The organism is Parahoeflea alexandrii, assembly GCF_027214025.1.
Lineage (GTDB): Bacteria > Pseudomonadota > Alphaproteobacteria > Rhizobiales > Rhizobiaceae > Hoeflea > Hoeflea alexandrii_A.
This window is the reverse complement of sequence record NZ_JAPWHB010000009.1, coordinates 1-24,182: the sequence shown is the minus strand read 5'-3', so window position 1 is coordinate 24,182 and position 24,182 is coordinate 1. Positions and strand designations below refer to the sequence as shown.

Genomic DNA, 24,182 nt, shown 5'->3' with positions numbered 1-24,182 from the left:
TGCAAAGACGCCAGGGAGACTGACAATGAACAAGCCAGCCGCCGAATTCGAAATTGATGGCAAGACCATCGGCCTCGATCATCCGACCTACTTCATTGCCGACATTGGCGCCAACCACGATGGCGAATTGCAGCGTGCCAAGGACCTGATCAAGCTGGCGGCCGACGCAGGGGCGGACGCGGTCAAGTTCCAGCATTTCCAGGCGAAATCGATCGTCTCCGATGTCGGCTTCAGAAGCATGCCGGCCGAAGCCATGTCGCACCAGTCGAAGTGGGAGAAATCGGTTTTCGAAGTCTATCAGGCGGCCTCGGTCAATCCCGACTGGACAGAGGAACTGAAGCTGGCCTCCAAGGCCGCCGGCGTGAGCTTTTTCACCACACCCTATTCCTATGATCTTGTCGACGAGCTTGATCCGCACCTGCCGGCCTACAAGATCGGTTCGGGCGATGTTTCCTGGCCGCAATATATCGAGTATGTCGCCAGGAAGGGCAAACCCACGATTCTCGCCTGTGGCGCCGCCAACGCCGAGGATGCCGACCGCGCCGTGCAGGCAGCACTTGCCGTCAACGAGAAGGTTGCCCTGCTTCAGTGCAACACCAACTACACCGCGAGCCTCGAGAACTTCAAATACATCAAGCTCAACGTGCTCAAGACCTTCGCCGCCATGTATCCGGGCATGATCCTCGGGCTGAGCGACCACACGCCCGGCCATGCAACCGTGCTCGGAGCGGTCGCCCTGGGCGGCAGGATCATGGAAAAGCACTTCACCGACGACACCACCCGCACCGGTCCGGACCACAAGTTCGCCATGGACCCACGCACCTGGCGCGACATGATGGATCGCACCCGCGAGCTCGAAATGGCGCTCGGCGACGGGATCAAGAAGGTCGAGGACAACGAGATCGACACCGTGGTGGTTCAGCGCCGCGGCCTGCGTGCAAAGCGTGACCTGGCTCCGGGCGAGGTTCTGACCAGCGCCGATCTCGAGGCTCTGCGTCCTTGTCCCAGAGATGGTTTTGCGCCCTACATGGAAGACCGGATCGTCGGAAAAACATTGCGGTCAGCGGTCAAGCAAGGGGAGCATCTCACATGGGCTCACCTCGACTAGCCATCATCATTCCGGCTCTCAACGAGGCGGACACGATTGCACCGGTGCTCAAGGTCGTGTCCGCCTTCGGACAGCCGATCGTTGTCGATGACGGTTCGACCGACGGCACCGCCGAACTGTCGCGCAGCCTTGGCGCCGATGTGGTCACCCATGAGGTCAACCAGGGCTATGACGGCGCCTTGTCGTCCGGATTTGCCCGTGCCGATGCGCTCGGGTTCGACTACGCCATCACCATCGATGCCGATGGCCAGTTGCCCGGCGATCTCATTCCCGAGTTCGTCAAGCGTCTCGACGAAGGTGCCGACCTGGTGGTCGGCATTCGCGACTTCGTGCCGCGCGTTTCGGAACTGGCGTTTCAGATCATGGCGCGCAAATTCTACGGATTGCAGGACCCGCTTTGCGGCATGAAGGCCTACCGCATGAGCTATTACCGAAAGCTCGGCTGGTTCGACAGCTATCGCTCGATCGGCACCGAATTCATGTTGTTCATCGTGCGCCAGGGCGGCAAGCTTGACCAGCTGCCTGTCCCGACAGCGCCGCGCGTCGGCCAGGCCCGCATCGGCGGCAACCTCAAGGCCAACTATATCATCGGGCGTGCCGCCGTCATCGCGTTCTTCAAGCATTTCGGACGGTAAGTGCCGATGCGCAGGCTGGCTCTGAATGGCGCTTCCACCCTGATCGCGAGGGATGACGAGGCGGCACGAGCGGCGCTGGCCGGTATGAAACTGCCTGCGGGTCGGGTGGTGGGAACCGCCGCCGGTTCGCTTGCAGTCGCCGATGGCGAGCGGGAGATTGTCCCCATAGAGGAAGCGCTTGGTGCCGCCGCACTTTCCCGTCTCGAAGAGCAGGCCTACGGGATGGCGGATGCGCTGCTCGATGCCCAACACGACGGGGCTCAAAAGGACATCCTCACCAGCGCTTATCATGAAATCGCCACCGGTTCGCTGCGCGTTCTCGCCATGCATGAAGTCCTGATGCAGGGCGATGTAGCACTTGCGCTGATGGATCAGCCGATGATGGCCGCGTTCGATCCAGCCGGAGAGAATGGCGCGGAACCGCCGCCCTCCGTGCTGCGCCGCATCCGTTCGCTGCTGCGCCCTGCAAGGCGTGGCCTGCGATTGGCGCGGCAACTTCCTGCCGCAGCCCGCGCGGCGGTCCGGCTTGCGGGCCGCAAGGTTGCCATTGTGACGTGCAATGACTCGGGAACCGGAATCAATCTGAGGCCTCTCAAGGCGATCCTTCCCGAGCTGGATGCCCTCAAGGTGCAGATCCTGCTGCTCACGGAAGTTTCACTGGTTGCCGAAGATCCCGATCTTTCTCGGCGCAACGTGCTGACGATTGACGGTGACCTGCCAGTCTTCCCGGTCACGTCGGCGTCGCCGAAATGGCAGTCGGTCGACGCGGCGGGTTCGTTGCCGCAGACGCTCGTGACCGCGCTTGACAGGTCGCTTGCCTGGGGCTGGCCGAAATACGTCACCCGCTTCGACCGGGGCCAGCGCGTCCTCGGCATTGCCGGCCGGCTCTGCAGCATCCGGGCCGTTCTTTCAATCCCCGAAACCTTGCCGGTCTCGATCGCCGCCGGGCTCTGGGCGCGTGCGCGGTCGCTGCCCTGGTCGGGGCATTTCGGCGCCACCATCGGGCGCTGCCCGGATCACTATTTCTTCCCCGCGAGCGAGCATCTCGCCTACGGGGGCCAGCTTGCCGACCATATCGCCTCGACCGGCAAGGACAGGGCAAGCATCCATGTCGTAGGCAGCCCGGCATTCGATGCGCATCTGGGCCGCGACAGGGCGGCGGACCGGACCGCGGTGGAAGCCGATTTCCCGCGCCTGGCCGGCAATCGCCTGATTGTCGTGACCAGCGAGGCCTTTCCCGATCCGGCGACGGAACTGGTTCCGATATTGCAGGCGGTCACCCAGATCGCCGGCGCGCATGTGATCTTCAAGCTGCACCCGGACGATGATCCGGCCTTCATGCAGAAAATGACGGAGCGGGCTGGCGTCGCGGACCGGATCGACATGGTTCACCGCTATCCGCTCGGACAATTGCTCGGCGCCGCCGACTTGCTGGTGTCGGTCATGTCGACGGTGATCATCGAGGCCGCGGTTGTCGGCACGCCCACGCTGGTCTGCGACTTCAGCGGCAAGTCGGCGGTTCTGGATTTCGTCGGGGAGGGGCTCTGCCTGGGCTGCACCAATCCCGCCGAAGTCCGGCGGCAGGCCGAGGCCATCCTGTTCGACCCTGCGACGGCGGAGCTTGCCAACCGGAAAATGCACGACGGTATCGAGCGGTTCAACGGGCCGAACGACGGGCACAGCGCCAGACGCATCGCCCGGTTGACTGCCGATCGGGTCGATGCGGGCGCAGCAGCAGAGGGTCTAAACACGTGAGAGTGTCAGTGTGCACCGGACCTGATGGGATGATCGTATCGTGAGCTTGCCGCAAAATGACACTCCTTTGGTCAGTGTGGTCATTCCCGTCTTCAACCGCCAGGATACGGCGACCGCCTCGATCCGCTCGGTTCTGGCGCAGGGCTTCGCCGATTTCGAATTGATCGTGGTCGATGACGGTTCCACGCCGCCCTTCGCGCTGCCGGATGACGTGAAAGGCGATGCGCGCATCAGGCTGGTGCGGCAGCCCGTCAACAGCGGAGCGGGGGCTGCGCGCAACGCCGGCGCCCGGGCCGCGCGCGGAACCTGGATCGCCTGGCTTGATTCCGACGATGAATGGGTCACGCACAAGCTTGAGCGCCAGATTGATTTCATTGCAGCCAATGGGGCCCAGCCGAAACGGACCGCGATTGCCTCGGGCTTCGAATACCGCTTCGCGGACGGGCGGCGCGAGCAGCGCGTCCCGGTCCCAAGCGCAGATCCGTCGATGTTCTTTTCCGGCTGCTGGTTCTGTCCGGGCTCGACCGTCCTGATTGGCCGCGAGGCGTTCGAGGCAGTCGGCCCCTATGACCAGAACATGCTGCGGCTGGAGGATGTGGACTGGTTCGCCCGCTTCGCGTTGGCGGGTGGGGATCTTGCCGTCGTGCCGGAGCCGCTGGCAATCATCCATCTCGGAGGCCGGCCGGTTTTCGCCAGGGTCAAGGCCGCAGGCGATTACCTCTTGCAAAAATACCGGTCCGATCCGCGTCTTGATCGTTCCATCCGCAGGCACCTGTTTGCCTATGTAGCGCTCGAATATGCTGCCAGCCGGCTGAAGACCCGCACACAGATGGCCAGGGGCGTGTGGAACCTTCTCTACTCCTGGCTGATGGTGCCGCGCATGCACCTGCAGGTGCGCAGATTCTGGTCGTGAGAGAGATCGGTTTTCGGCGGGTTGCCGGCGCTTGATCGTGTTGCGCTGGCAGACAAAATGTCCGATAAGTCGCGCGAAATCGCAGAGGCACCGTTGAGCGGGATTTGCCATTCGGCATCCACACCGGTTGGTCCCAAGAGGCTTGCATGCTTATCATTGAACCTGACCGTGCCAACTTTGTGGTCATTAGAAACCACAAAAATGATCTGGAGCTTCTTGGGCAGCTCGACGAGATTATGGGCTGGCCAGCGGACAGCATTAACTTGCTTGCGAATAGCCCTACTGTACTTGAGTATGAAGAGCGAAGGTGGGATGCTAAGCCCTTTCGCACTACGCTGACGACTCACGAAATAAATGAGGTCGAGTGGCAGGCTTATCAACTAGTAGACAATTTGGTTTCGGCCGTGAGGTGGCGATCTAAACACGACGTGTTGCTCACCAGCTATCATGAGATTGCTAGTAGCTGGTTTCACATCATGCTGGCCTACAAAGCCGCTGCAAACACACATAATTGCGTGATTTTGGTAGATCGAGACACGTATGAGTGTTTTCGCCTGGCGTCCCGAAGACTAAGCCGGGAACTCGCAGATCACCTCGCGATCGGGTGGCAAAACAGGCATCTTCCGATTGTTCATGCCAAGCGTCTCCGCTTCATGGTGAATCACTTTGTTCAAGTACATCCGCTCCTCGTTCGTCGCCTAACTTTGCCACAATCGCTGATCCGAAACGACAAGCGCGCACGCAATTTCAAGAAGCGCATGAGAATCCGCTTCTTACGATTCCTCCGTAACGTTAGGGCAATTCACACAGGTGACATCAGCGAGTTCTTTGCAAATAAAAGAAAGCGGATTGGCGTACGGTTGATGCAGTTGAGTAACCGCATCGGCGAACGAATTTATCAACGGCAGAAAACATCAAAGTATGCCGACAAAAACTCGAGCCTAAACAAATGGAAATTGCAGCTTGCCGAATTTCTAATAGGTATCAAGCCGACCTCCGAGTCGTTACCTTTCGAGGAAATACCTAATCTTGATAAACAAGAACGGGTTCTGATAACCGTCAGTGACTCCGGCTCAAAAGTGAATCTGGACCCGGCCATAAAAATTGCGCAGGCCGTTGAAGCGCGCGGCATGAAAGTTGTGCTTGTCACAGATTCGCTTTTCACCGTGGATAGAACAGACGTTCAAGGTTTGTCTTTGATTTACACCTCACTGCAGAAGAGCGAGCTGCGCGGGGAAAAGCTGAACTGGCCACTCATGCAATTGAACAAAGACCAACCACTTTTGGCCTCGGCGATTCGGTTCCATTTCGAAATGAATTGGCCTTACTTCATGCGGCGTCAGCGCGATTTGCATCATCTCTACGAACATATAGCAAGAAATGGCCGGGTTCACGCGGTGTTGTCGATAAATGAAACTTTGCCGCTTGCAGTCGCTTTCGGGCGCAAGGCTGTCGCGCACCACACCCCGTGGATTGGGCATTTCCCGATCCTTCTGGGACATCGGCCAGACGGTTATTTCTTCCCGGCGCCTTATCATCTCGCCTATGGTGATCAAATCCGTGACCACATGGTAAAGGCGGGAGTAAAGCCAAACACGATAGAAGTCGTGGGTGCCCATACCTACGACAAGCACCACGGGGGAAACCGCGACGCCGACCGGCACCGTGTCGAGGAAGATTTCCCACGCGCAAAAGGCAAGAAGCTGGTCACCGTTGGGACGGAAGCCTTCCCGGACCCCGAAACCGAGCTTGATCCCGTTCTTGGTGCGGTGCCAAATCTCGAAGGCGTGCATGTCGTTCTCAAGCTGCATCCAAGCGACCAGATCGCTGATTTCGAGGCAATGGCCGAGCGGCTTGGGGTTCGCGACAGGATCGATATCGTCAAGCAATATCCTCTCGGCCAGCTGCTGGGCGCCAGCGATCTGCTGATCGTGGTGGTGTCCAACATTGCCATTGAAGCCGCCATTATCGGCACCCCGACCCTGATCTGCGATTTCAGCGGCAAGACCGAAGTGGTGGATTTCGTCGCGGAGGGACTGAGCATGGGGTGTAGTGATCCGAGCCGTGTCGGTGAAATGGTGCATGCCATGCTTTTCGACGAGGCCACTGCGGCACGGGCGCGGGAGCTTTTGCGGCACGGTATCCGGCGCTTCAATGGTCCCAATGACGGTCGGAGCTGCGAACGCATTGCCGATATTATCGTAAGGCCACAAACGAATTGGCTATCCGGACTCCGGCAGATGATAACGAACTCGATGTACCCGAAGCCGGATACCGGGACCGCCCAAAATCCCGCCGATTCGGCATGAACAATCCAAAACCGGGGTTGCAGAAAGACCGTATTGCACAGATAAGAGCGAAGGCCAGCGATGAAAAAATCGCGTCTTAGAGGACCATCCGCCCGTTTCAGGGCACCAAACCGATGTCGAATGATCCAGCCCGAGGCTAAAAAGTGAAGCACGTCACCATTTATCGCGAGAGCGACGCCTACAGTTCCTTTCCCCATGTTGTGATCCTGCCCAACGGCAAACTGGCGGTCGCCTTCCGCCGGGCCGGAAAGTTCAGCTCGGACGCGGCCAAGAACAACGTCGCCACCCATCACGATCCGGACAGCGCGATCTACATGATCACGTCCGACGACATGGGCCAGACCTGGCCGGAAGAGAACCGCCGCCTGGTCTACAAGGGCCGCTGGGGCGTCAATGATCCGGCGATGACCGTGCTGGCCGACGGCAGCGTGATCTGCCGCTTCGTCGCGCTCGACATCCGCCCGACCAGCGCCGTGGGTGGCGAACCTCCGCGCAAGATCTTCTCGCATCGCGCCGAGCATGGTCTGGTGACCTCCGTCGTTGGCAACATGATCATGCGCTCGACCGACAATGGCGAGACATGGACGGAGATCGGCGTCGAGGACGTGCCCGAGATCGGCGGGTCCTGCTCGCGCGACCCGATCGTTGAGATGGCCGACGGATCGTGGCTGGCACCCGTCTACACCGGCGCGCCGCAGCGCTCCGACATCTCCTGGGTGGTGCGCTCGTTCGACCGCGGCCGGACCTGGTGCGAGCCGATCCGCATCGCCTCGGACGAGAAAGGCCGCTTCTCCGAGCTGCAGGGCATCAACTACAACGAGACGTCTCTGATCTCGCTTGGTGGCGGCGAAATGCTGGCGATGATCCGCGCCGACGAGACCTATCACACCAGCGGCGACCAGTTCATGCCGGTCGGCATGGTCGGCAACCTGGTCACTGCACGCAGCCTCAATGGCGGACTGTGCTGGACTTTCCCGCAGCAAACCGGGATCTGGGGCCAGCCCGGCAGCCTGATGGTGCTGTCGAACGGCGACCTTCTGGCGACCTACGGCTACCGCCGCGCGCCTTACGGCATCCGCTGCGCCATCAGCAAGGACCGCGGCCAGACCTGGCTGGTCGACGAGGAAATCATCATCCGCGATGATAGCCCGACCTGGGATTGCGGCTACCCGTTCAGCATCGAACTCGAGCCGGGCAAGATGTTCACGGTCTACTATTTCGTTGATGACACCGGCACCCGCCACGTCTGCGGCACGCACTGGAAGCTGCCATGATCCGTATCGCTTTTCTGGGCTCCGACAGCACCCACACCGAAGCCTTCGCCAATCGCATCAACGGCGCCGACGCACCATTCGCGTCGGTGGCCAGGGTCACCTCGATCTGGGGCGAAGACCCCGAGCAGACTGCCAGCAAGGCCAAGGCGCTCGGCATCGAGAAGGTCGCGGCCACGCCGGCCGAAGCCTTGCAGGACGTGGACTTCGCGATGGTCATCGGCCGCTTTGCCGACGGTCATGCCGCTCCCGCGCTGTCAGCGATCGAGGCGGGCGTCCCGACATTCGTCGACAAGCCGTTCACCGAGAACGCGGCCAATGCCCGCAAGCTGATCGAGGCTGCTCGCGCCAGGGGCGTGGCCCTGTGCTCGGCGTCGCCGCTGCGCTTCACGCCCGAACTGGTCAGCGTCCGCAATGCAGCGAAGGGCAAGGCGACCTATCTGGCGTCGGCGCCGGCCGCCTGCACCGACCTGGGGCCGGATCCTCGCCTCAACAGCGCATTCTTCTACGGCATTCATGCCCTCGAAATGCTGCTTGAACTGGCCGGCCACGACATTACCGAACACCAGATCACCTTCGGTCCGCGCTTCATTCACCTGCACCTCGACATGAAGTCGGGCAATGCCGGATCGCTCACCCTCGTGCGCGATACGCCGGAATTCTATTCCATCGGCCGCATCGATGAAGCCGGCCAGCAGATCGAGACAGTCGAGTTGGATGGCGCCTATTACCATGCCGAACTGGACCACCTGCTGAACGGGTTCCTGCCCGGCAAGTCGTCAATCGCGCTCGAAAGCTCGCTGGCAGCTATCGAACTGCTCGAGGAAATCGACAACAGGGACACTTACCGCTCGTGAGCCAGGCCCCCATAGAAATCGTCATGATCGGCACCGGCCTGATGGCCGATATCTACGGCAGCATCATCGCCCAGCGTGCCGATTGCAAACTGGTCGCGGTTGTCGGCAATACCCCCGAGAAAACCGCGGACTTTGCCGACCGCTACGGCATTGCCGGATATCCGGGCAGCGATTTTGCCGCCCCCTACAAGGATTTCCCCAACGCCACGACCTCCATCATCACGACGCCCGAGTGGGTGCGCGTGGAGCCGGTACGCGCCGCCGTGGATGCGGGGCAGCATATCCTTCTGGAAAAGCCCTTCGCCACCTCGATGTCGGATGCCGAGCAGCTGGTCACTTTGCTGGACCGGCCAGACAAGCTCGGCGCGCTCTGCCACGTGTTGCGTTACAGTTCCCGCTTTTCCGAAATGAAGCGCCTGGTGGACGCGGGCGAAGTCGGCGAGGTGCGCCACATCTTTGCAAGGCGCAACTCCAATCGCAAGCGGGCCGAGCGCGTGCTCGGCAAGACCGATCTGGTCTACTGGCTCTCCCCGCATGACGTCGACATCATGCGCTGGGTAACCGGCAGTGAAGTGGTCGAGGTGTTCGCACGGTCCCGCGCCGGATTGCGCGACAAGGACGATTATCTGATCGCAAACCTGCGTTTTGCCAATGGCGTCGATGCGGTGCTTGAGATCTCCTGGGTCACGCCGCCCCTGTCCGGCACGTCGCGTGAGGCAGTGTTCGAGGTTCGCGGATCCGGCGGAGCGCTCGAAGTCGCCGACTTCGACATGAACGTGCGCCTGTTCAAGGACGAAAACGCGGTTATCGCTCCGGACACCTATGAATATGTCGATATTCATGGTGCCAAGCGCGGATTTTTCGAACCGATGATCGACCGGTTCCTGGATCGGGTGAAGAACGGACCCTGGGATGGATCGGCAGTCAACGACGGTTTTGAAACCGTCCGTGTTGGCGACATGATCCGCCGCTCGCTGGAAACCGGACAGGTTGTCCGCGATGGCTAGCCTGCTGGCCGATGCCTTCGACGCGCCCCGGCTGCTTGTCGGTGCGCGGGAGGCGGGCGCCGGCTCGCTGATAGCGCGTTTCATGAGCGGGCGTCCGGCCGACGACACCCTGCTTGTACTGCTTGAAAGTCCCGCTGACCGCTATTTCGAAGACCGCGCCGATCAGGTTCAGGCGCTCGCGGCGGGGTTGTCGCCTGAGGACCTTCGCGATATCGCCCGCAAGGCAGTCAAACAGCATCGGCCCGACCGTGTGATCGTCGGCGCCTCCGTCGGATTCACGATCGAGAAGGCTTTGATCGAGGCGGCCCGCCAGGCCGGCGTCCCGGTCATCTCCATTGTCGACCATTACTGGAACCTTTGGCAGCGGTTTGCCGGCGATACGCCTACCGACAGATGGCGCTACCAGCCCGACGCGATCGCCGTTCCGGATCCATGGTGCCGCGACCGGCTGCAGGAGTTGGGATGTCCGGTGGATACGGTCGTAACGTTCGAGCATCCGTTGCTCTGGGCTTCCCTGGCGCCGGCGGACCCTGCGCTCGGGCCCCGGGTTCGCGAACGACTCGGGATTGCCCCCGATGCCGTCGTGGTGATGTTCGTCTCCGAATATGGTTTTGCCGATTCAGAAGGCTGGCAATGGGATCAGGCGGAGGAAGAAGACATCTACCTCGCTGCCGACGAACTGGTCGCGCAGGTTAGGTCCATGTCGGTAGATGCCGAGCGACCGATGCATGTGATGATCCGTCCGCACCCGGCGGAATCCCATGACTGGGGGGCGTTCGCCGCCCGGCATGAAGCCGGTTTGGTTCTTCAGGGGCATAACCTCGACAAGCCCGAACTGTTCGCGATCGCCGACATCGCCTTCGGCCTCAACTCGATGCTGCTGGCCGAGGCGGGCCGTGCCGGTGTCCCGAGCTATTCCTGGTTTCCTGATCAATCCTATCAGGGGCTTCGGCTCAGCCGGTTCGCAAGCTGGGTCAACGAGTGTCAAAACGTGCAGGCATGCGGCGCAGCCATTCGCTCGGTTTTGGGCCGTTAGACCGGTTCCCAAGCCGGCGGATTTCGCCTGGAGATCCAGACTTCCGCGGCCCGATCACCATGGCCGTTGCCGTGGGGTGTATTCCTTGACTTTGCGACAAGGCGGGTGATAGAGACGGGCCGACCTCTAAAGGCAGGTAAATGCCGATAACTGGAGTGGCAGTTGGACAAGTCCCTTTACAAGAAAATCACGCCACAAGGTAGCACTTACGCGCCGCTGACCTGGGAAGATTCCAAGCGCACGATGGCGTCCGAATGGTCAAAAATCCGGTTGATCGTTCAGTCCGAAATGAAGAGCAAGGTTTTCGAGAAAGCGCTCGGCATTTTCTTTCTCGCGATCGAGCCGATCTTCATGGCGTTTGTGTACTTCTTCCTGACGCAAATTCTGATGCGCGGCAATCTGCCCAGCGGCCAGTTCCTGAACATCTACATCGCAGTGGTGTTCTGGCGTTGGCTCGCCAAAACGGTTGATGGTTCCCCCGTTACCTTTGCAAGCTATTCATCGGTCCTCAAACAGACGAATTTCTCGGTGTTCTCGCTTATCCTGGCCTATATCGGGGTCGAGTTCGCGATGTTCCTTGTAGCCCTGATGGTGCTCTTCCTGTTTGCCACGATGATGGGTTACCCGCCGCATCCCAGCTACGTCTACCTTGTCTTCCCGATGATGGCCCAGCTCTCGATCATGCTGTTCCTGACTGTGCTGTTTGCCACCGCGGGTGCGTTTGTGCGCGATCTTGCCGGAGGCGTGAACGTCATTACCGGTATCTGGTTCTATCTCTCTCCCGGCATCTATCCGGTGGAGCGGATTCCGGAGCAGTATCTTACCTATTATTACCTCAATCCTTTCGCGCACATCCTGCCAGCCTATCGGGAAATCATACTCAGGCATGAGCTGCCGCCACTTTGGCCGCTCTTCTTGATCACGGTTATCGGGCTGCTTTGTTCCTTCGGGGCGCTGAGGCTTTTGGGTCGCGCCCGCCGGCACTTCTTTTCGTTTATCTGATCGCCGGAGTTCACTATGAACGAGACAAACATGAACCGGGGCGCCGCCCCTGCTACGGGCGCGCGGATCAGGGAGCTGGCTCTTAAGGGTCAGACTGACAGTGCGCTTTACAATGCGCAACTTGAGCAGCTGCTGAAAGTCAACAACGCCAAGCGTACGCTCTCGACCTATGAGCACGGTAGCCAGCATTGGCTCGACCGCGCCGAGGTTGAAGGGGATGGCAGTGCTACTCTCCTTGAACAGGGTGGCTTTCACATGGTGGCCATGTCTCGCGAGACGGTGAAACTGAACTGGCAGGGTGCAGTTGACCGGAGCGGCTCGGTGGCGATGCACATGCTCATCGACCTGTCGTCCAACATCGACCACAATCTTTACATCTCGATGGACGGCACAAAGCAGCGCTCCCTGCGGGTCAGCAACAAGTCGCTTACCTGGGTTGAAACGGCATCGGTAATCCATCTGGAAAACAAGCTGGTGTTCATCACCCTGGTGCGTTCGCCCACACGCGTCAGCATCTATGTGAACGGAACGCTCAAGCTTCGCAAGAAGATCGACGGCGAACTGAAGAGCGACCGGCTCGAGATCAATCTTCTGGGTGATGAGTCCGCGGATCTGGGGGCCTTGATACACGGCCTTGAGGTGTGGAGCCTGGATGGTGAATTCACTGGGCTTGAACACGCGGCAAGCGGTACGTTGCAGGACGAGCTCAACGGTATCATCGACTCGGGCGATCTGACCGAAGTTTGCGACTTTCTGGCAACCTTCGACGACGTCGATCTTGCGCCGCTCAGCGACAAGCTGATTGTCCTTCTCGACAAGAGCCTCACCGTCAACAAGGGGTTCCCGGACTGGGGCGTCGACCAGATCCTGTCGGCATTGCCCGCGGAAACCGCGGCCGCCTGGCGCAAGCGTCATGTCGATGACCTGCCGGTTCCATCGGTCAAGGTCGAGGGCGTCACGATCAGGCTCTTCAAGAACCCGGCCAAGAAATGGGCGCCCCAGAATCTGCTCAGGTTCCGCAAGGCGCCCACATTCGATGCCGTTTCCCGGGTCAGTTTCAACGTCTATCCCGGCGATATTCTCGGTATCATCGGCGCCAACGGCGCCGGCAAGAGTACACTTCTGAAGGCGATCAACGGGCTTGTGCCGATCCAGGAAGGGGCCATCTCGCTCTACGCCAAACCGCTGCTCCTGAGCCCCGGCCTCGGCATCCGCGACGAGCTTTCCGGTTCGGAAAACATCCGGCTGGCCTGCTGCTTCATGGGCATGTCTACCAAGGAGGCTGACGCTCTCTATCAGAGTATCGTCGAATTCTCGGAGCTGGGTGAGTTCATCAACCAGCCCTACAAGTTCTATTCGGACGGAATGAAGAGCCGCCTGGTGTTTTCCATCGCGACCGCCGTGGCTCCCGATATCATCATGCTCGATGAATTGCTCAACGCCGGTGACATCGGTTTCCAGCAGAAGGCCGCGCGCCGGATGGAAGAAACCATTGATCGTGCAAAGGCTGTCATCATCGTTACCCACAGTGTTCCGTTTGTGCTCAACCGCTGCAACAAGGCGTTGCTCTTGCATCACGGGCAACAAATGGTTTACGGAAGCCCGCATGCCGCAGTCGCACGCTATCTTGACATCTTGCGGATTGGCGATCTTTCAAAAACTACCGAGTTCGTTGCTGCAACGGGCTGACCGGCAGCAACCTGACTGCATAGAGAAGCTTTCGATGGGGCTGGCCTCGACGCGCTGAAGAGCCAACAGGACAAATAAGGGAATATCGATGTTCAACAACAAATCCATCCTTATCACCGGCGGCACCGGCTCGTTTGGCAAGCGCATGGTCAAGCGGCTCCTGACGGAATACCAGGTCAAGCGTCTGGTGATCTTCTCTCGCGACGAGCTCAAGCAGTTCGAGATGAGCCAGATCTTTCCTGAATCGAAATACCCGCAGATCCGTTACTTTATCGGCGACGTCCGCGACTACGACCGCGTCAACCAGGCATTCAGCGGAATTGACTTTGTCATCCACGCGGCTGCCCTGAAGCAGGTTCCGGCGGCTGAATACAATCCGCTCGAATGCATCAAGACCAACGTTTACGGTGCGGAAAACGTTGTGCGCGCGGCGATTGCCAACGAAGTTGAAAAGGTGATCGCATTGTCGACCGACAAGGCGGCCAACCCGATCAACCTCTATGGCGCCACCAAGCTCTGCTCGGACAAGCTGTTCGTGGCTGGCAACAACATCGCCGGCGGTCATTCGACCCGCTTTGCTGTTGTCCGCTATGGCAACGTGGTCGGTTCGCGCGGCTCCGTCGTGCCGTTCTTCCGCAAGCTTCTGGCGGAGAACGCTGCCGAATTGCCGATTACCGACGAGCGCATGACCCGGTTCTGGATCACCCTCGACCAGGGTGTCGAGTTCGTCATCAAGAGCTTCGAGCGCATGCATGGCGGCGAAATCTTCGTTCCGAAGATTCCGTCGATGAAGATGACCGACCTGGCCCAGGCCATGGCGCCGAACCTGCCGCACAAGATCATCGGCATCCGCCCGGGCGAAAAGCTGCATGAAGTCATGTGCCCGGCCGACGACTCCCATCTCGTGCTGGAATTCGACGAGCACTTCGTCATTCAGCCGACGATCAGTTTCACCGTCAGCGCCGACTACACCGAGAGTGCGCTGGGCGAAAAGGGCAAGCCGGTGCAGCAGGGTTTCTCCTACAGCTCCGACAACAACACCGAATGGCTCAGCCCCGCCGGCCTGCTGGACATGCTCAACCGGACGGTGGAAACCGAATAGGCCAGCTGAGCCGCTGTATCTGAACTCCAGCAGGGTGTGACGTGCATGGCAAAGCTCTCGCTTGGAACGGCGCAGTTCGGCCTCAACTACGGTGTGTCCAACACCCGGGGGCAGATTTCGCTGGATGATGCCCATGCCATTCTCGACGTGGCAAAGAAGCGCGGTATCGACATTCTTGATACCGCGCCGGCCTATGGCACGTCCGAGCAGGTGCTCGGTGAACTCAAGGCGGCTTCAGACTTCAAGCTGATCAGCAAGACGCCGCAGTTCAGGCGCGAGGAAATCCTTGCCGAGGATGCCGACCAGGTTCGGCGGTCGATCGAAACATCGCTCACAAGACTTGGCACTGAAAGCCTCCACGGTGTGCTCGTGCACTGGCCGGGGGATCTGCTTGCCCGCGGCGGCGACCTGTTGTGGGGTGCACTGAGCGACGCCAAGAGCGAAGGCCTGGTCCGCTCCATCGGCGTATCGGTCTACGATCCCGCCGAACTCCTGACCCTGATGGAGCGCTATCCGGTCAATGTGATGCAGGCCCCGATGAACGTGCTTGACCAGCGCATGCAGGCAAGCGGCGCATTGGGCGTCGCCCGCACCAACGGGGTGAGCAGCCACATCAGGTCGGCGTTCCTGCAGGGACTGCTGTTGATGGACCGCTCCGCCATCCCTGAAAAGCGCCGGGCGGCCATGCCCTATATCGACCGCTTCCGCGCGGCGGCGGAACAGGCCGGCATCAGCCCGCTGGCGGCCTGCCTGGCCTTCATCGCCCGCAACGAGGATGTCGAATCCGTCGTCTGCGGCGTGACCAGTGCAGCGGAACTCGAGGAGATCACTGACGCGCTGGCGCTTGCCGCAAGTGTCGAGATCGACTTCGCCGGGCTTTCCTGCAATGATGCATCCATCATCGATCCGCGCATGTGGTAGAGAATGACTTATTCCGTCGTGGTTATCGGCGCCGGTAACATTGCCGGCGGATATGACACTCCCGCCTCTAAGCAAATCCTCACCCATCTGCATGCCATTCAGGCCGAACCCCGCTTTGAGTGCGGGGCATTGTTCGATCTCGACACGGAGCGTGCGCGCCGCATGGGCGCAGTTTGGGACGTGCCGGTGGCGGCCACGTTGGATGAAGTCATGGGGCGGTCGTTCGACGTCGCGGTCATTGCAGTTCCCGACCCGCATCACGCGACCTATCTCGAACATATGCTCCGCCATGACACAGGCCTGGTGCTGTGCGAGAAGCCGCTGACCCAGGATATCGCGCAGGCCCGCAGCATCGCGGGAGGCTACAAGGCCGCCGGCAAGACGCTGATGGTCAACTATCAGCGGCGCTTCGAGCAGAGCGTCCGCCAGTTGCGGTCCGAGATGGTTTCCGGCGCTCTGGGCAAGCCGCTGTCGGGCGCTGTCTGGTATTCCAAGGGGATCCGCCACAACGGTTCGCACGCCATCGATCTGTTGCGGTTTCTCTTCGGCGAGGTGCAGGCCGGCATCGCCCGGCGCAAGACTTTCGATTTCACCGAGGTTGATCCGAGCGTTGCCGGCACCGTGCGGTTCAACGACGTCGACATCGAGTTGCTTGTCGGCGACGAGCGGCTGTTCTCGATCTTCGAGATCGACCTTCTGTTCGAAAAGGGCCGCTACCGCTATTCCCAGTCCGGCATGCAACTGGAGCGCTTCGAGGTGCGCCCGGATCCGGTTTTCCCGGGTTATTTCGAGCAATTGCCGGTCGGATCGGGCCCCACGGCTTTATCGACCGCGCTTGGTGATGTTTATACTGCGATCGGCGATTTCCTCGATACCGGTGCGCCGCTGCCTGCAACGATAGACGATGCCGTCGCCACCCAGGCGATCTGCGAAAGCCTGGCGAGCCAGCCGCTGGACATATGGATCCCGGCGGATTGAACCCGACCGGCGGTGAAAGGGAGGATGGTCATGTCTCGAGAGCGTGAAGGCCTGAAAGTCGTGGCCATGGTCATTGCCCGGATGGGATCCACGCGGGTGCCGGGAAAATCGCTGTTTCAGCTCTCCGGCAAGCCGGTCGTCGAACACGCGATCGACATAGCCCGCCAGATCCCCGGCGTCGACGAAGTGGCGCTGGTCACCACCGATCTTGAAAAGGACGATCCGCTTGCGGAACTGGGCGCTGGCGCAGGCGTTCCGGTCGTCCGTGGACATCCCGAATTCGTGCTCGATCGCATCGTCCAGGCCATCGAGGAATGCCAGGCCGACATCATTGTCTATGTCGGCGGCGATTGTCCGCTGCTTGATCCGATGATGCTCGGCGCAGCCATCGACCGGTTCTTCGAAAGCGGCTGCGACTATCTCAACAATTACGATCCGCCGACCTTCCCGGAAGGGCTGGATGTCAACGTCATCACCAGGGACGCGGTACTTCTGGCGCACGCCAATGCGCTGGCTCCGTCGCAGCGCATCCACGCCTTCAGCTATCTCAGCCTGCACCCGGGCTCCTGCCGGATCGACAATTACACCCACGATCCCGACCTGTCGCGGCACCACTGGTCGCTGGATTTTCCCGAGGATTTCGATTTCCTCAAGCTTGTCTATGACCGGCTCTACAAGCCCGGCGGCGTGATCCAGATCGCCGATGTGCTCTCCCTGATAGAGACCGACCCCGAGGTTGCAGCGGCAAGCGCCAGGCTCGAGCGGCCGCCGGTGGCACACGCCTTCTGGAATTCCCCCGGCATCATCCGCGACATGAACGCCGACATCATCGAACTGTGCCGGCTGGGGCACGAGGCCTTCGCCAGCGGCGATCGTGAGATGACCCATCGCTGCTACAGGGAAGTCGGTCTGATCGCCGGCGCTCTGGAACAATATGCATCGACCTGAGAGCGGTTTCGGCTCCGGGATCTGAAGGCTGACGGCAAGGAAGCTCTCCCCACCTTTAAGCCCAGCGTGCACTGGGATGCGAACGGCCTCGAATACGAGGATGTACGTATTCTGCCTTTCGGTAGTGTGTCACGCAGCAGGGCTGTGTTTTGCCAGGAGAGGGATCCCTAAAGCGTGTCGCATTATTCTGTCTCATAGCCTGCAGCCTTGAAGAAATTTCGGCATTCAGCGACAGAGGATAGGCTAACGATTTCTCCGAGCGCCATGCTGATGGCATCGAAGCTGCGTGCAGCGTGTTTTCGCAGCAGCGCCTTGAGCTTTGAGAAGGCCATCTCGATGGGATTGAGATCGGGGCTGTAGGGCGGCAGGAAGAGAAGCCATGCGCCTTTGGCCGAACCATCTTCTCGACCCAGGTCTCGAAGATGCGGCCGTTCATCGACGCGTTGACGATCTATGGCGCGGTCAACCCGTGACTGCGCAAACCGGCGCTGAAGCGCTGCCCTTTGGCAGACCATCCGGTGCGTTTGGTCAGCTTGGTGATGGTTGCGTTCGGCTGGCTATCAATTCACTGGATCGATTGCTGATCCGCCTCACCATCGATAAAAAACAGCCGCGCCAATGCCTCGTTGAAGAAACGCTGGCGTCGCCTGATCCAGAGATCACGGGCATGGGCGATCTCCGGCTGCAACTGTTCGCTTGCCTTGATACTTTTTTATGGCTCAGCCCAAGCCGGTTGAGAAACCGGCCGACCGTCAAGCGGTGCACGCCAACGCCACGCCCGGCGAGTTCGACGCAGAGTTCATCGAGCGTCACTTCACCATTCTGGGTGACACGGGCTCCAATCCAATCGCCATGCGGTGTTAGCTTGCCATCCAGGCGGATGGCCTTGCCTTTGAGGCGCAAGCGAGCCGGTGGCCCGATGCACGATCATCATGTTGTTGACAAATCTCGGCGACACCCGGAAATGCCGAGCCGCTTCCCGATGGCTGTTGCCTTCTTCTACAAATCCAACGACACGCGCACGCAACTCGACCGGATGCGGCTTGCCCATGGCGGTTCTCCTTCCATGGCCAAAGTGAATCACAAATCAATCAGTCAGGGAATCCCGAATCTGAATAGTCGCGACGCGCTTTAGTACCCGGATGTCACCTTCATCCCGATCCTGCCCGCGAGGTCAGGATTTTCGGTTCTGCTTTCGGCGTGACCCGGCTCGATCCTGGCCATCGCCCCAAGAGCCTGTTGCTAGAACAGGGTGTAAATGAACGGCGCCATGGCGCTGCCCTTTGTCAGAACGATCAGGCCGCTGAACACGGCCATCGCAATCAGGATCGGCAGAAGCCAGTATTTCTTGCGATGCTTCAGGAACGCCAGAACTCGCGGATAAACGAAAGCATTGTCTACACCTGTCGATTAGAATTTATTGCGCAAGGATTCAGCGGCGGTGCCGGGCGGATCGCGTTCGATCCAGTAGCTCTTGGCTTCGGGATGCCATTTCAGGCTCAGCAGGTCCTTGCCGATCAGCCGCATGAACACGGCGATCGGCGTTATGATCACGTAGAAAAGCAGCCCCATGACGACCGGGCTGATGACCTTAGACATCAGCACACCGAGCTTGCCCCACATCCGGTTCGGGTACGTGAGCAGTCCGGGGGCAACGATGGTGATGCCAGCCATGACAATCGCCGCGCCCAGCCAGTAGTGCCGGTGCGGGGTGGATGCGTAGATACCGTAGGAGGCGATCAATCTGAAGAAGATTGCAAAGACGGTACCGAAATTACGGTTCGTCGATCCCTTGACGATGTCCTCGCGGGATTGGACATCTGGTCCCTCCGTCCGATTTGCGTTGGCGTTGGATGGCCGGACCAGTCTAAGCGGACGGTTTTGTAGGATTGGAAGGTGTCGATGACCTCGTGTGAGCGAGGCAACATTTATTGGACTCGGTCGTGTCGAGACTGTATGAACCCGGCGTACTCAAATACCTCGATCAATAGTGCCTGCCTCAATTGCCGAAAGAGTGACCGATGTCTCGTAAAACTGCCTTGATAACCGGAATTACGGGACAGGATGGTGCATATCTGACCAAGTTCCTGTTGGACAAAGGCTATGTCATTCACGGGGTCAAGCGCCGCTCGTCTTCCTTCAATACAGGCCGTATCGATCCGCTCTACAAGGATCGTCACGACCCAGACGCCCGGCTTTTTCTGCATTTCGCAGACATGACGGATGCATTGAGCCTGTTGCGGGTTGTCCAGCAAGTTCAACCGGACGAAATTTACAATCTCGCGGCACAAAGCCATGTGCATGTAAGCTTCGAAACGCCGGAATACACCGCCAATTCCGATGCGCTCGGCACGCTGAGATTGCTTGAGGCGATCCAGATCCTGAAACTCAACGAGCGCACGCGGTTCTATCAGGCATCAACCTCGGAATTGTTTGGAAACTCTCCCCAAAGGCCGCAGACCGAGACGACGCCTTTCGAGCCACGCAGCCCCTACGCTGTCGCAAAGCTCTATGCCTACTGGATCACCGCGAATTACCGGGAGGCTTACGGAATCCACGCCTCGAACGGGATTCTGTTCAACCACGAAAGCCCCATCAGAGGTGAGACATTCGTTACCCGGAAGATCACGCGGGCCGTGGCTGCCATTGATGAAGGCAAACAGGAGGTTCTCTATCTGGGCAATCTCGACGCCAGCCGGGACTGGGGACATGCGCGTGACTACGTGGAAGGCATGTGGTTGATGTTGCAGCAGGATCAACCCGACGACTACGTGCTTGCCACCGGCAAGACACAGACAGTGCGCGAATTCACCCAGCTGGCCTTTGAACACTGCGGCCGAAAAATCGATTGGGTTGGCAGTGGCGTAGAAGAGAAGGGAATCTGCCGGGAAAGCGGCCGCACCCTGGTCGAGGTCTCGGCGGAGTATTTCCGTCCATTGGAGGTCGACTACCTGCTCGGCGATGCAAGCAAGGCAAAACGTGTATTGGGGTGGGAACCCAAGACGTCGTTCGAAGACATGGTTCGGCAAATGGTCGATTCCGATCGGCGCAGGCTCCAGTTGGGCGAGCTGGAGTCGCGAATCGAGCACCTGTAACGTCGATTGAACCCGGGACAGTGGCAATGACCAATAGCGGCTCCACATGGCGCTCCATCGTCGTTTACGCGCTTGCCGCCATGATGATTGCTTTGATCGCCCACCAGAACATGCTGCGCCGGAGTGTGTCGTCTGATGAGACCCGTGTCGGCGTACCCATCGCCGGCCACAGCACCGACCTGAATGACAATTATCTCTATTTCAGCCTGCTCAAGCGCGGCGCCAGCGCATGCCGTAGCCCTGCGGACGAAAATGAACCCGACGCAAGTGGCAATCCACTGGCCTGCACCTATGTAGCGGGACTGATCGTTGATCACTTGATCTACGAGGCGATAGTGTTGGTCGCACCCAACCGAGCAGCGTCTCTCGGTGGATTGATGGTGGTCCAGACGGCTCTGCTTGCGTTCGCCGCGCTCGTGGCTCTCCAGCAGATCCTGCATCACCGCTTCGGCATCGCGTCGTCATTGGCGCTGGCCGGGCTCATCATCTTTGTTTCTGATGCATTTTCGTGGAGCCTGTTCTCCGGCACCATTTACACCAATTTCGAGTATATTTGGCGTTTCGAGGCCAATGTCGTGCGCTTGGTGAGCCCGACGCTGTTCTGGAGCTTTGGCCTTCTTGCCATTGCCTCCCTCCTGGCTCTTCTGGAGAAACCAACCGTCGCGCGGTACCTTGTAGCGGGCGCACTGCTCGCATTGACATCTGCGTCAAGTATCGCTGTGGGAGCGAATATTGGAGCGGGCGTAGGTCTTGCGTTCCTGCTCGTGCTCGTCTGGCAGCGGCGCATTCATTTCCCGCTTCTGGCCGCCGCCCTTGCGCTACTGGTCGGGCTGGCATGGCAGCAGTTGGCGTTCTACCGGTTTTACCACACCGAACTGGGCGCCCAGCTCGGACATGGCAGTTTCATTGGCGTCAACATCAACTGGAATTTCCTTGTTCTGCTCATTCCCATCCTGATCGGTCGTATTGGATACAAATGGGGCACAAGAGAAGTCCTGCTGAAGTCGATCCTGTTCGGCTCGATGTTGATAGGTCTGTTGAGCACCAGCGTCACGCTCGGTGATCGGCTTTGGTTGCGCGGAGCAACGATGATTGCGCTCGTCCTGTGTATCGCCTTGTGCATTTCCGCGGCCGCGTGGGTGTGGAGCATCGTGGGACGAGCACTTGAAAAGAGGTTCACGGCATCGACAAGGCAGCGCGTGTGGTATTGGCAGATACCGGCAAGCATTGTGCTGATTGTTGGCTTTATCGGTTTATCCGAGATGAACAGGCCTTACGATCCGCAAAAGTGGTATGGGTTTCTCGAACGTGATCGATATGAGGCAATATCGTGGGTGGCGGCACATACGAAGTCTGGTGATGTCGTGGCTTCCGGGAATATCGATGACACCACGCTGATCGATTTTTACACGGATGCAACGGCTTTTGTCGGTCTGTATGGGATGACTGCGTTGCCATTTGACGAACTCATGAAGCGTTATTTCCACGTAGTTGATCTCATCGCCAACAATCGGGACATTATCGAGCCGATCCTGAATGCGACGAAGGATCAGATCGCGGCATTTTACGACTACCTCTACGGCCCGATGAAAACCCTTTACGACCAGGATGCCTTTCAGGCGGTGGGTTTCTACCAGCTGTTGATTTACCAGAATTACAATGCAGCGATCCCAGACCTGTTCGCAAGCGGACAAGTCGCCCCCGACTTCGTTGAGAGGATCGAGAGGGTCCGACAGGAGGGCGCTGATCGGATATACAGTTACAAATACCTGCTATTGCGGAAAACCGACTTGCTGAAATCCCCGGAGGATTTCACGCCGGTGTTCCAGAACTCAACATACGTGGTTTACGCCCCGGAAAGGAATGATCGTGCGGTTTCACAATGATTTTTTGAAGCAGTATCTGAAGATCGCGCCGGCGGCCCTTGCATTGGAGCGCTCCATAGAGTGTGGCCTGCACGTCGGCAAGGAATGGCCTTCACCCATCCTGGACATCGGCTGTGGTGATGGAATCTTCGCAGACATTCTGTTTGCCGACAGGATTGAGACTGGCATTGATCCGGATGCCAGTGAAGTGGAGCGTGCCAAAGGTCTCGACAAATATGATGAACTGATTGTTTGTTTTGGCGACGATATTCCAAAGCCGGACGGCGCCTACAACACCGTCTTCTCAAACAGTGTGCTGGAGCACATTCCCGATCTCATGCCGGTATTGAAGGAGGTGCATCGGCTTATGAGCGACACCGCTCGCTTCTACATCACCATACCAACGGACAAGCTTGAGCGCGCGACCTTCATTGCACGTTTCCTCGCTGCCATCGGTCTTCGGGAGCAGGCGAAACGATATGGAAAATTCTATAACCGTTTCTGGAAACACTATAATGTTCATACGTTGGCCGAGTGGCGGCAGATGTTCGAGCAGGCCGGGTTCGAGGTTGAGGTTGAACGCCCGTATGTTCCCAGGAACATTTCGACGCTGTATGACCTGCTGACCCCCCTGGCGCTGCCTGCGTTGATCGCAAAGAAACTGTTCAGGCGGTGGCTTCTCTTGCCGGGATTGCGTCCGCTTACCGCGCCGGTGATTGAGACTTTGCTGGCTGGCGCCGTGGACCGGGCTGTGAGGGACGAGGGCGAATGCCTAGTCTATTATGCGCTCAGGAAGCGTCCTCGGACGTAACCGGCCCGGGACGGCCCATGGCGAGAAAGACCAGGCCGCCGATGACGCCTCCCAGGATGTTGACGGTTCCGAAGAGAATGGACGTTGTAACCGCGATGCCAGGATCCAGTCCGATGAGCGCGAAACCGCCGGCAAGGCCCGCTTCGCGTACGCCCCAACCGCCAATGGAAATCGGCAACGCGGACAACACGAGGACGGATGGCACAATGAGCAGGGCGTCGGTCATCGTAAGCGGCGCACCAAGCGCATTTGACAAAAGGGCTGTTGTGTAAAGAGCACTTGCGTGAACCGCCAGAGACAGGGCCATGATGATTGCTATCTTACTTGGTGAGCCCAAAATTCGTCGTGCATGACGGGACAGTCTCTCAAACAGCGACCAAAAGCGTCGGCGCCGAAGCGCTAATGGAGCAACGTGCAGATTCAGCAACAGGAATAGCCCAAATGCTCCGGAGACAACGAGTCCTCCGGCCAGAACGAACGGCAGGTTTGTCTCCAAACGGATGGCCAATAGCGGCAGTCCACCGATTACAAGAAGCAAGAGTGCTGTCAAACCGAATAGCCGGTCGAGGAGAACGCTTGCGAAAGCCATCTTCAACGTCGTTCCCTGACGCCACAGACACCAGCCACGCATTGCGTCGCCACCGAAAGAGGTTGGAAGGAGCTGATTGAAGAAATGCCCGATCAGGACAATCGCTCCGGACATCAATATGCTGAGTCCGATTCCGGTAAGATTGCACACCAGGACCCATCTTATCGCGGAGAGCGCCAGCGCAAAGAGCAGCAGAACAAATGACATTATCAGGGATTGAGCAACCTGTTGTCTGGAAATTCCCGGATGGGGTGATCATGCATCCTGGCATTCCCATTTGATGTAGGCCTT

22 protein-coding genes and 1 pseudogene are annotated in these 24,182 nt (G+C 59.2%); 19 read left to right on the top strand and 4 right to left on the bottom strand.

The genetic code is table 11. The features are described from left to right. Window positions 1-25 precede the first annotated feature (25 nt). The 15 genes from O4H62_RS23835 (at window position 26) to O4H62_RS23765 (ending at window position 17,531) form a co-directional block, all read left to right on the top strand. Window positions 26-1,108: an N-acetylneuraminate synthase family protein gene (locus tag O4H62_RS23835; RefSeq protein ID WP_269391381.1), complete on the top strand. Its 1,083-nt coding sequence runs from the start codon at window positions 26-28 to the stop codon at window positions 1,106-1,108. Further along, window positions 1,090-1,743 carry a glycosyltransferase family 2 protein gene (locus O4H62_RS23830; RefSeq protein ID WP_269391380.1) on the top strand — a complete coding sequence of 218 codons (654 nt, stop codon included), beginning with the start codon at window positions 1,090-1,092 and terminating at the stop codon, window positions 1,741-1,743. Before O4H62_RS23835 ends, O4H62_RS23830 begins: the two co-directional genes overlap by 19 nt. A gap of 6 nt (window positions 1,744-1,749) precedes the next feature. Beyond that, window positions 1,750-3,498, top strand: a complete 1,749-nt coding sequence (locus O4H62_RS23825; protein WP_269391379.1) for a UDP-N-acetylglucosamine 2-epimerase — start codon at window positions 1,750-1,752, stop codon at window positions 3,496-3,498. 40 nt (window positions 3,499-3,538) lie between these two features. Continuing rightward, a complete protein-coding gene (locus O4H62_RS23820; RefSeq protein WP_269391378.1) occupies window positions 3,539-4,411 on the top strand; it encodes a glycosyltransferase family 2 protein in 873 nt (290 codons plus the stop codon). Between the two features lie 146 nt (window positions 4,412-4,557). Next, window positions 4,558-6,720 carry a hypothetical protein gene (locus O4H62_RS23815; RefSeq protein WP_269391377.1) on the top strand — a complete coding sequence of 721 codons (2,163 nt, stop codon included), beginning with the start codon at window positions 4,558-4,560 and terminating at the stop codon, window positions 6,718-6,720. Between the two features lie 143 nt (window positions 6,721-6,863). After that, window positions 6,864-7,994: a sialidase family protein gene (locus O4H62_RS23810; RefSeq protein ID WP_269391376.1), complete on the top strand. Its 1,131-nt coding sequence runs from the start codon at window positions 6,864-6,866 to the stop codon at window positions 7,992-7,994. Then, window positions 7,991-8,848, top strand: a complete 858-nt coding sequence (locus tag O4H62_RS23805) for a Gfo/Idh/MocA family protein (protein WP_269391375.1) — start codon at window positions 7,991-7,993, stop codon at window positions 8,846-8,848. Before O4H62_RS23810 ends, O4H62_RS23805 begins: the two co-directional genes overlap by 4 nt. Beyond that, the gene (locus tag O4H62_RS23800) at window positions 8,845-9,855 is read left to right on the top strand and encodes a Gfo/Idh/MocA family protein (RefSeq protein ID WP_269391374.1); all 1,011 of its coding nucleotides are present in this window, start codon (window positions 8,845-8,847) and stop codon (window positions 9,853-9,855) included. Before O4H62_RS23805 ends, O4H62_RS23800 begins: the two co-directional genes overlap by 4 nt. Continuing rightward, window positions 9,848-10,891 carry a hypothetical protein gene (locus O4H62_RS23795; protein WP_269391373.1) on the top strand — a complete coding sequence of 348 codons (1,044 nt, stop codon included), beginning with the start codon at window positions 9,848-9,850 and terminating at the stop codon, window positions 10,889-10,891. Before O4H62_RS23800 ends, O4H62_RS23795 begins: the two co-directional genes overlap by 8 nt. A gap of 162 nt (window positions 10,892-11,053) precedes the next feature. Next, on the top strand, window positions 11,054-11,893 hold the full coding sequence (locus tag O4H62_RS23790) for an ABC transporter permease (protein WP_269391372.1): 840 nt from the start codon (window positions 11,054-11,056) through the stop codon (window positions 11,891-11,893). Window positions 11,894-11,908: 15 nt separating this feature from the next. Then, on the top strand, window positions 11,909-13,582 hold the full coding sequence (locus O4H62_RS23785; RefSeq protein ID WP_269391371.1) for an ABC transporter ATP-binding protein: 1,674 nt from the start codon (window positions 11,909-11,911) through the stop codon (window positions 13,580-13,582). 88 nt (window positions 13,583-13,670) lie between these two features. Further along, entirely contained in the window at window positions 13,671-14,684 is a 1,014-nt protein-coding gene (gene pseB, locus O4H62_RS23780) for a UDP-N-acetylglucosamine 4,6-dehydratase (inverting) (protein ID WP_269391370.1), read from the top strand. 45 nt (window positions 14,685-14,729) lie between these two features. Then, on the top strand, window positions 14,730-15,605 hold the full coding sequence (locus O4H62_RS23775; protein WP_269391369.1) for an aldo/keto reductase: 876 nt from the start codon (window positions 14,730-14,732) through the stop codon (window positions 15,603-15,605). Between the two features lie 3 nt (window positions 15,606-15,608). Beyond that, entirely contained in the window at window positions 15,609-16,583 is a 975-nt protein-coding gene (locus tag O4H62_RS23770; protein ID WP_269391368.1) for a Gfo/Idh/MocA family protein, read from the top strand. Window positions 16,584-16,613: 30 nt separating this feature from the next. Continuing rightward, window positions 16,614-17,531 carry a glycosyltransferase family protein gene (locus O4H62_RS23765; protein ID WP_269391367.1) on the top strand — a complete coding sequence of 306 codons (918 nt, stop codon included), beginning with the start codon at window positions 16,614-16,616 and terminating at the stop codon, window positions 17,529-17,531. 182 nt (window positions 17,532-17,713) lie between these two features. On the opposite strand, the pseudogene O4H62_RS23760 reads toward O4H62_RS23765, so the two are convergent. Then, a pseudogene (locus tag O4H62_RS23760) lies at window positions 17,714-17,923 on the bottom strand (transposase); the annotation flags it as partial. Between O4H62_RS23760 and O4H62_RS23755 the strand changes: the two are divergent. Continuing rightward, the gene (locus tag O4H62_RS23755; RefSeq protein ID WP_269391460.1) at window positions 17,911-18,666 is read left to right on the top strand and encodes a hypothetical protein; all 756 of its coding nucleotides are present in this window, start codon (window positions 17,911-17,913) and stop codon (window positions 18,664-18,666) included. The pseudogene O4H62_RS23760 and the gene O4H62_RS23755 overlap by 13 nt on opposite strands. A gap of 107 nt (window positions 18,667-18,773) precedes the next feature. On the opposite strand, the gene O4H62_RS26565 is transcribed toward O4H62_RS23755, so the two are convergent. Together O4H62_RS26565 and O4H62_RS23745 are read right to left on the bottom strand one after the other, a co-directional pair. After that, on the bottom strand, window positions 18,774-18,848 hold the full coding sequence (locus O4H62_RS26565) for a DUF5989 family protein (RefSeq protein WP_269391456.1): 75 nt from the start codon (window positions 18,846-18,848) through the stop codon (window positions 18,774-18,776). A 93-nt stretch (window positions 18,849-18,941) separates the two neighbouring features. Continuing rightward, a complete protein-coding gene (locus O4H62_RS23745; RefSeq protein WP_269391455.1) occupies window positions 18,942-19,331 on the bottom strand; it encodes an SxtJ family membrane protein in 390 nt (129 codons plus the stop codon). Window positions 19,332-19,552: 221 nt separating this feature from the next. On the opposite strand from O4H62_RS23745, the gene gmd reads away from it, so the two are divergent. Genes gmd through O4H62_RS23730 form a run of 3 tightly spaced genes read left to right on the top strand, consistent with a single transcriptional unit; the run spans window position 19,553 to window position 23,302 of the window. Beyond that, window positions 19,553-20,626, top strand: coding sequence for a GDP-mannose 4,6-dehydratase (gene gmd, locus O4H62_RS23740; protein ID WP_269391366.1), 1,074 nt, complete (start codon window positions 19,553-19,555; stop codon window positions 20,624-20,626). Between the two features lie 26 nt (window positions 20,627-20,652). Beyond that, a complete protein-coding gene (locus tag O4H62_RS23735; protein WP_269391365.1) occupies window positions 20,653-22,512 on the top strand; it encodes a hypothetical protein in 1,860 nt (619 codons plus the stop codon). Next, window positions 22,490-23,302 (top strand): class I SAM-dependent methyltransferase, encoded by an 813-nt coding sequence (locus O4H62_RS23730; RefSeq protein ID WP_269391364.1) that lies wholly within the window; start codon window positions 22,490-22,492, stop codon window positions 23,300-23,302. Before O4H62_RS23735 ends, O4H62_RS23730 begins: the two co-directional genes overlap by 23 nt. Here the strand turns inward: O4H62_RS23730 and O4H62_RS23725 are convergent. Beyond that, window positions 23,280-24,098 (bottom strand): lysylphosphatidylglycerol synthase transmembrane domain-containing protein, encoded by an 819-nt coding sequence (locus O4H62_RS23725; protein WP_269391363.1) that lies wholly within the window; start codon window positions 24,096-24,098, stop codon window positions 23,280-23,282. The genes O4H62_RS23730 and O4H62_RS23725 overlap by 23 nt on opposite strands. Between the last annotated feature and the right edge of the window lie 84 nt (window positions 24,099-24,182).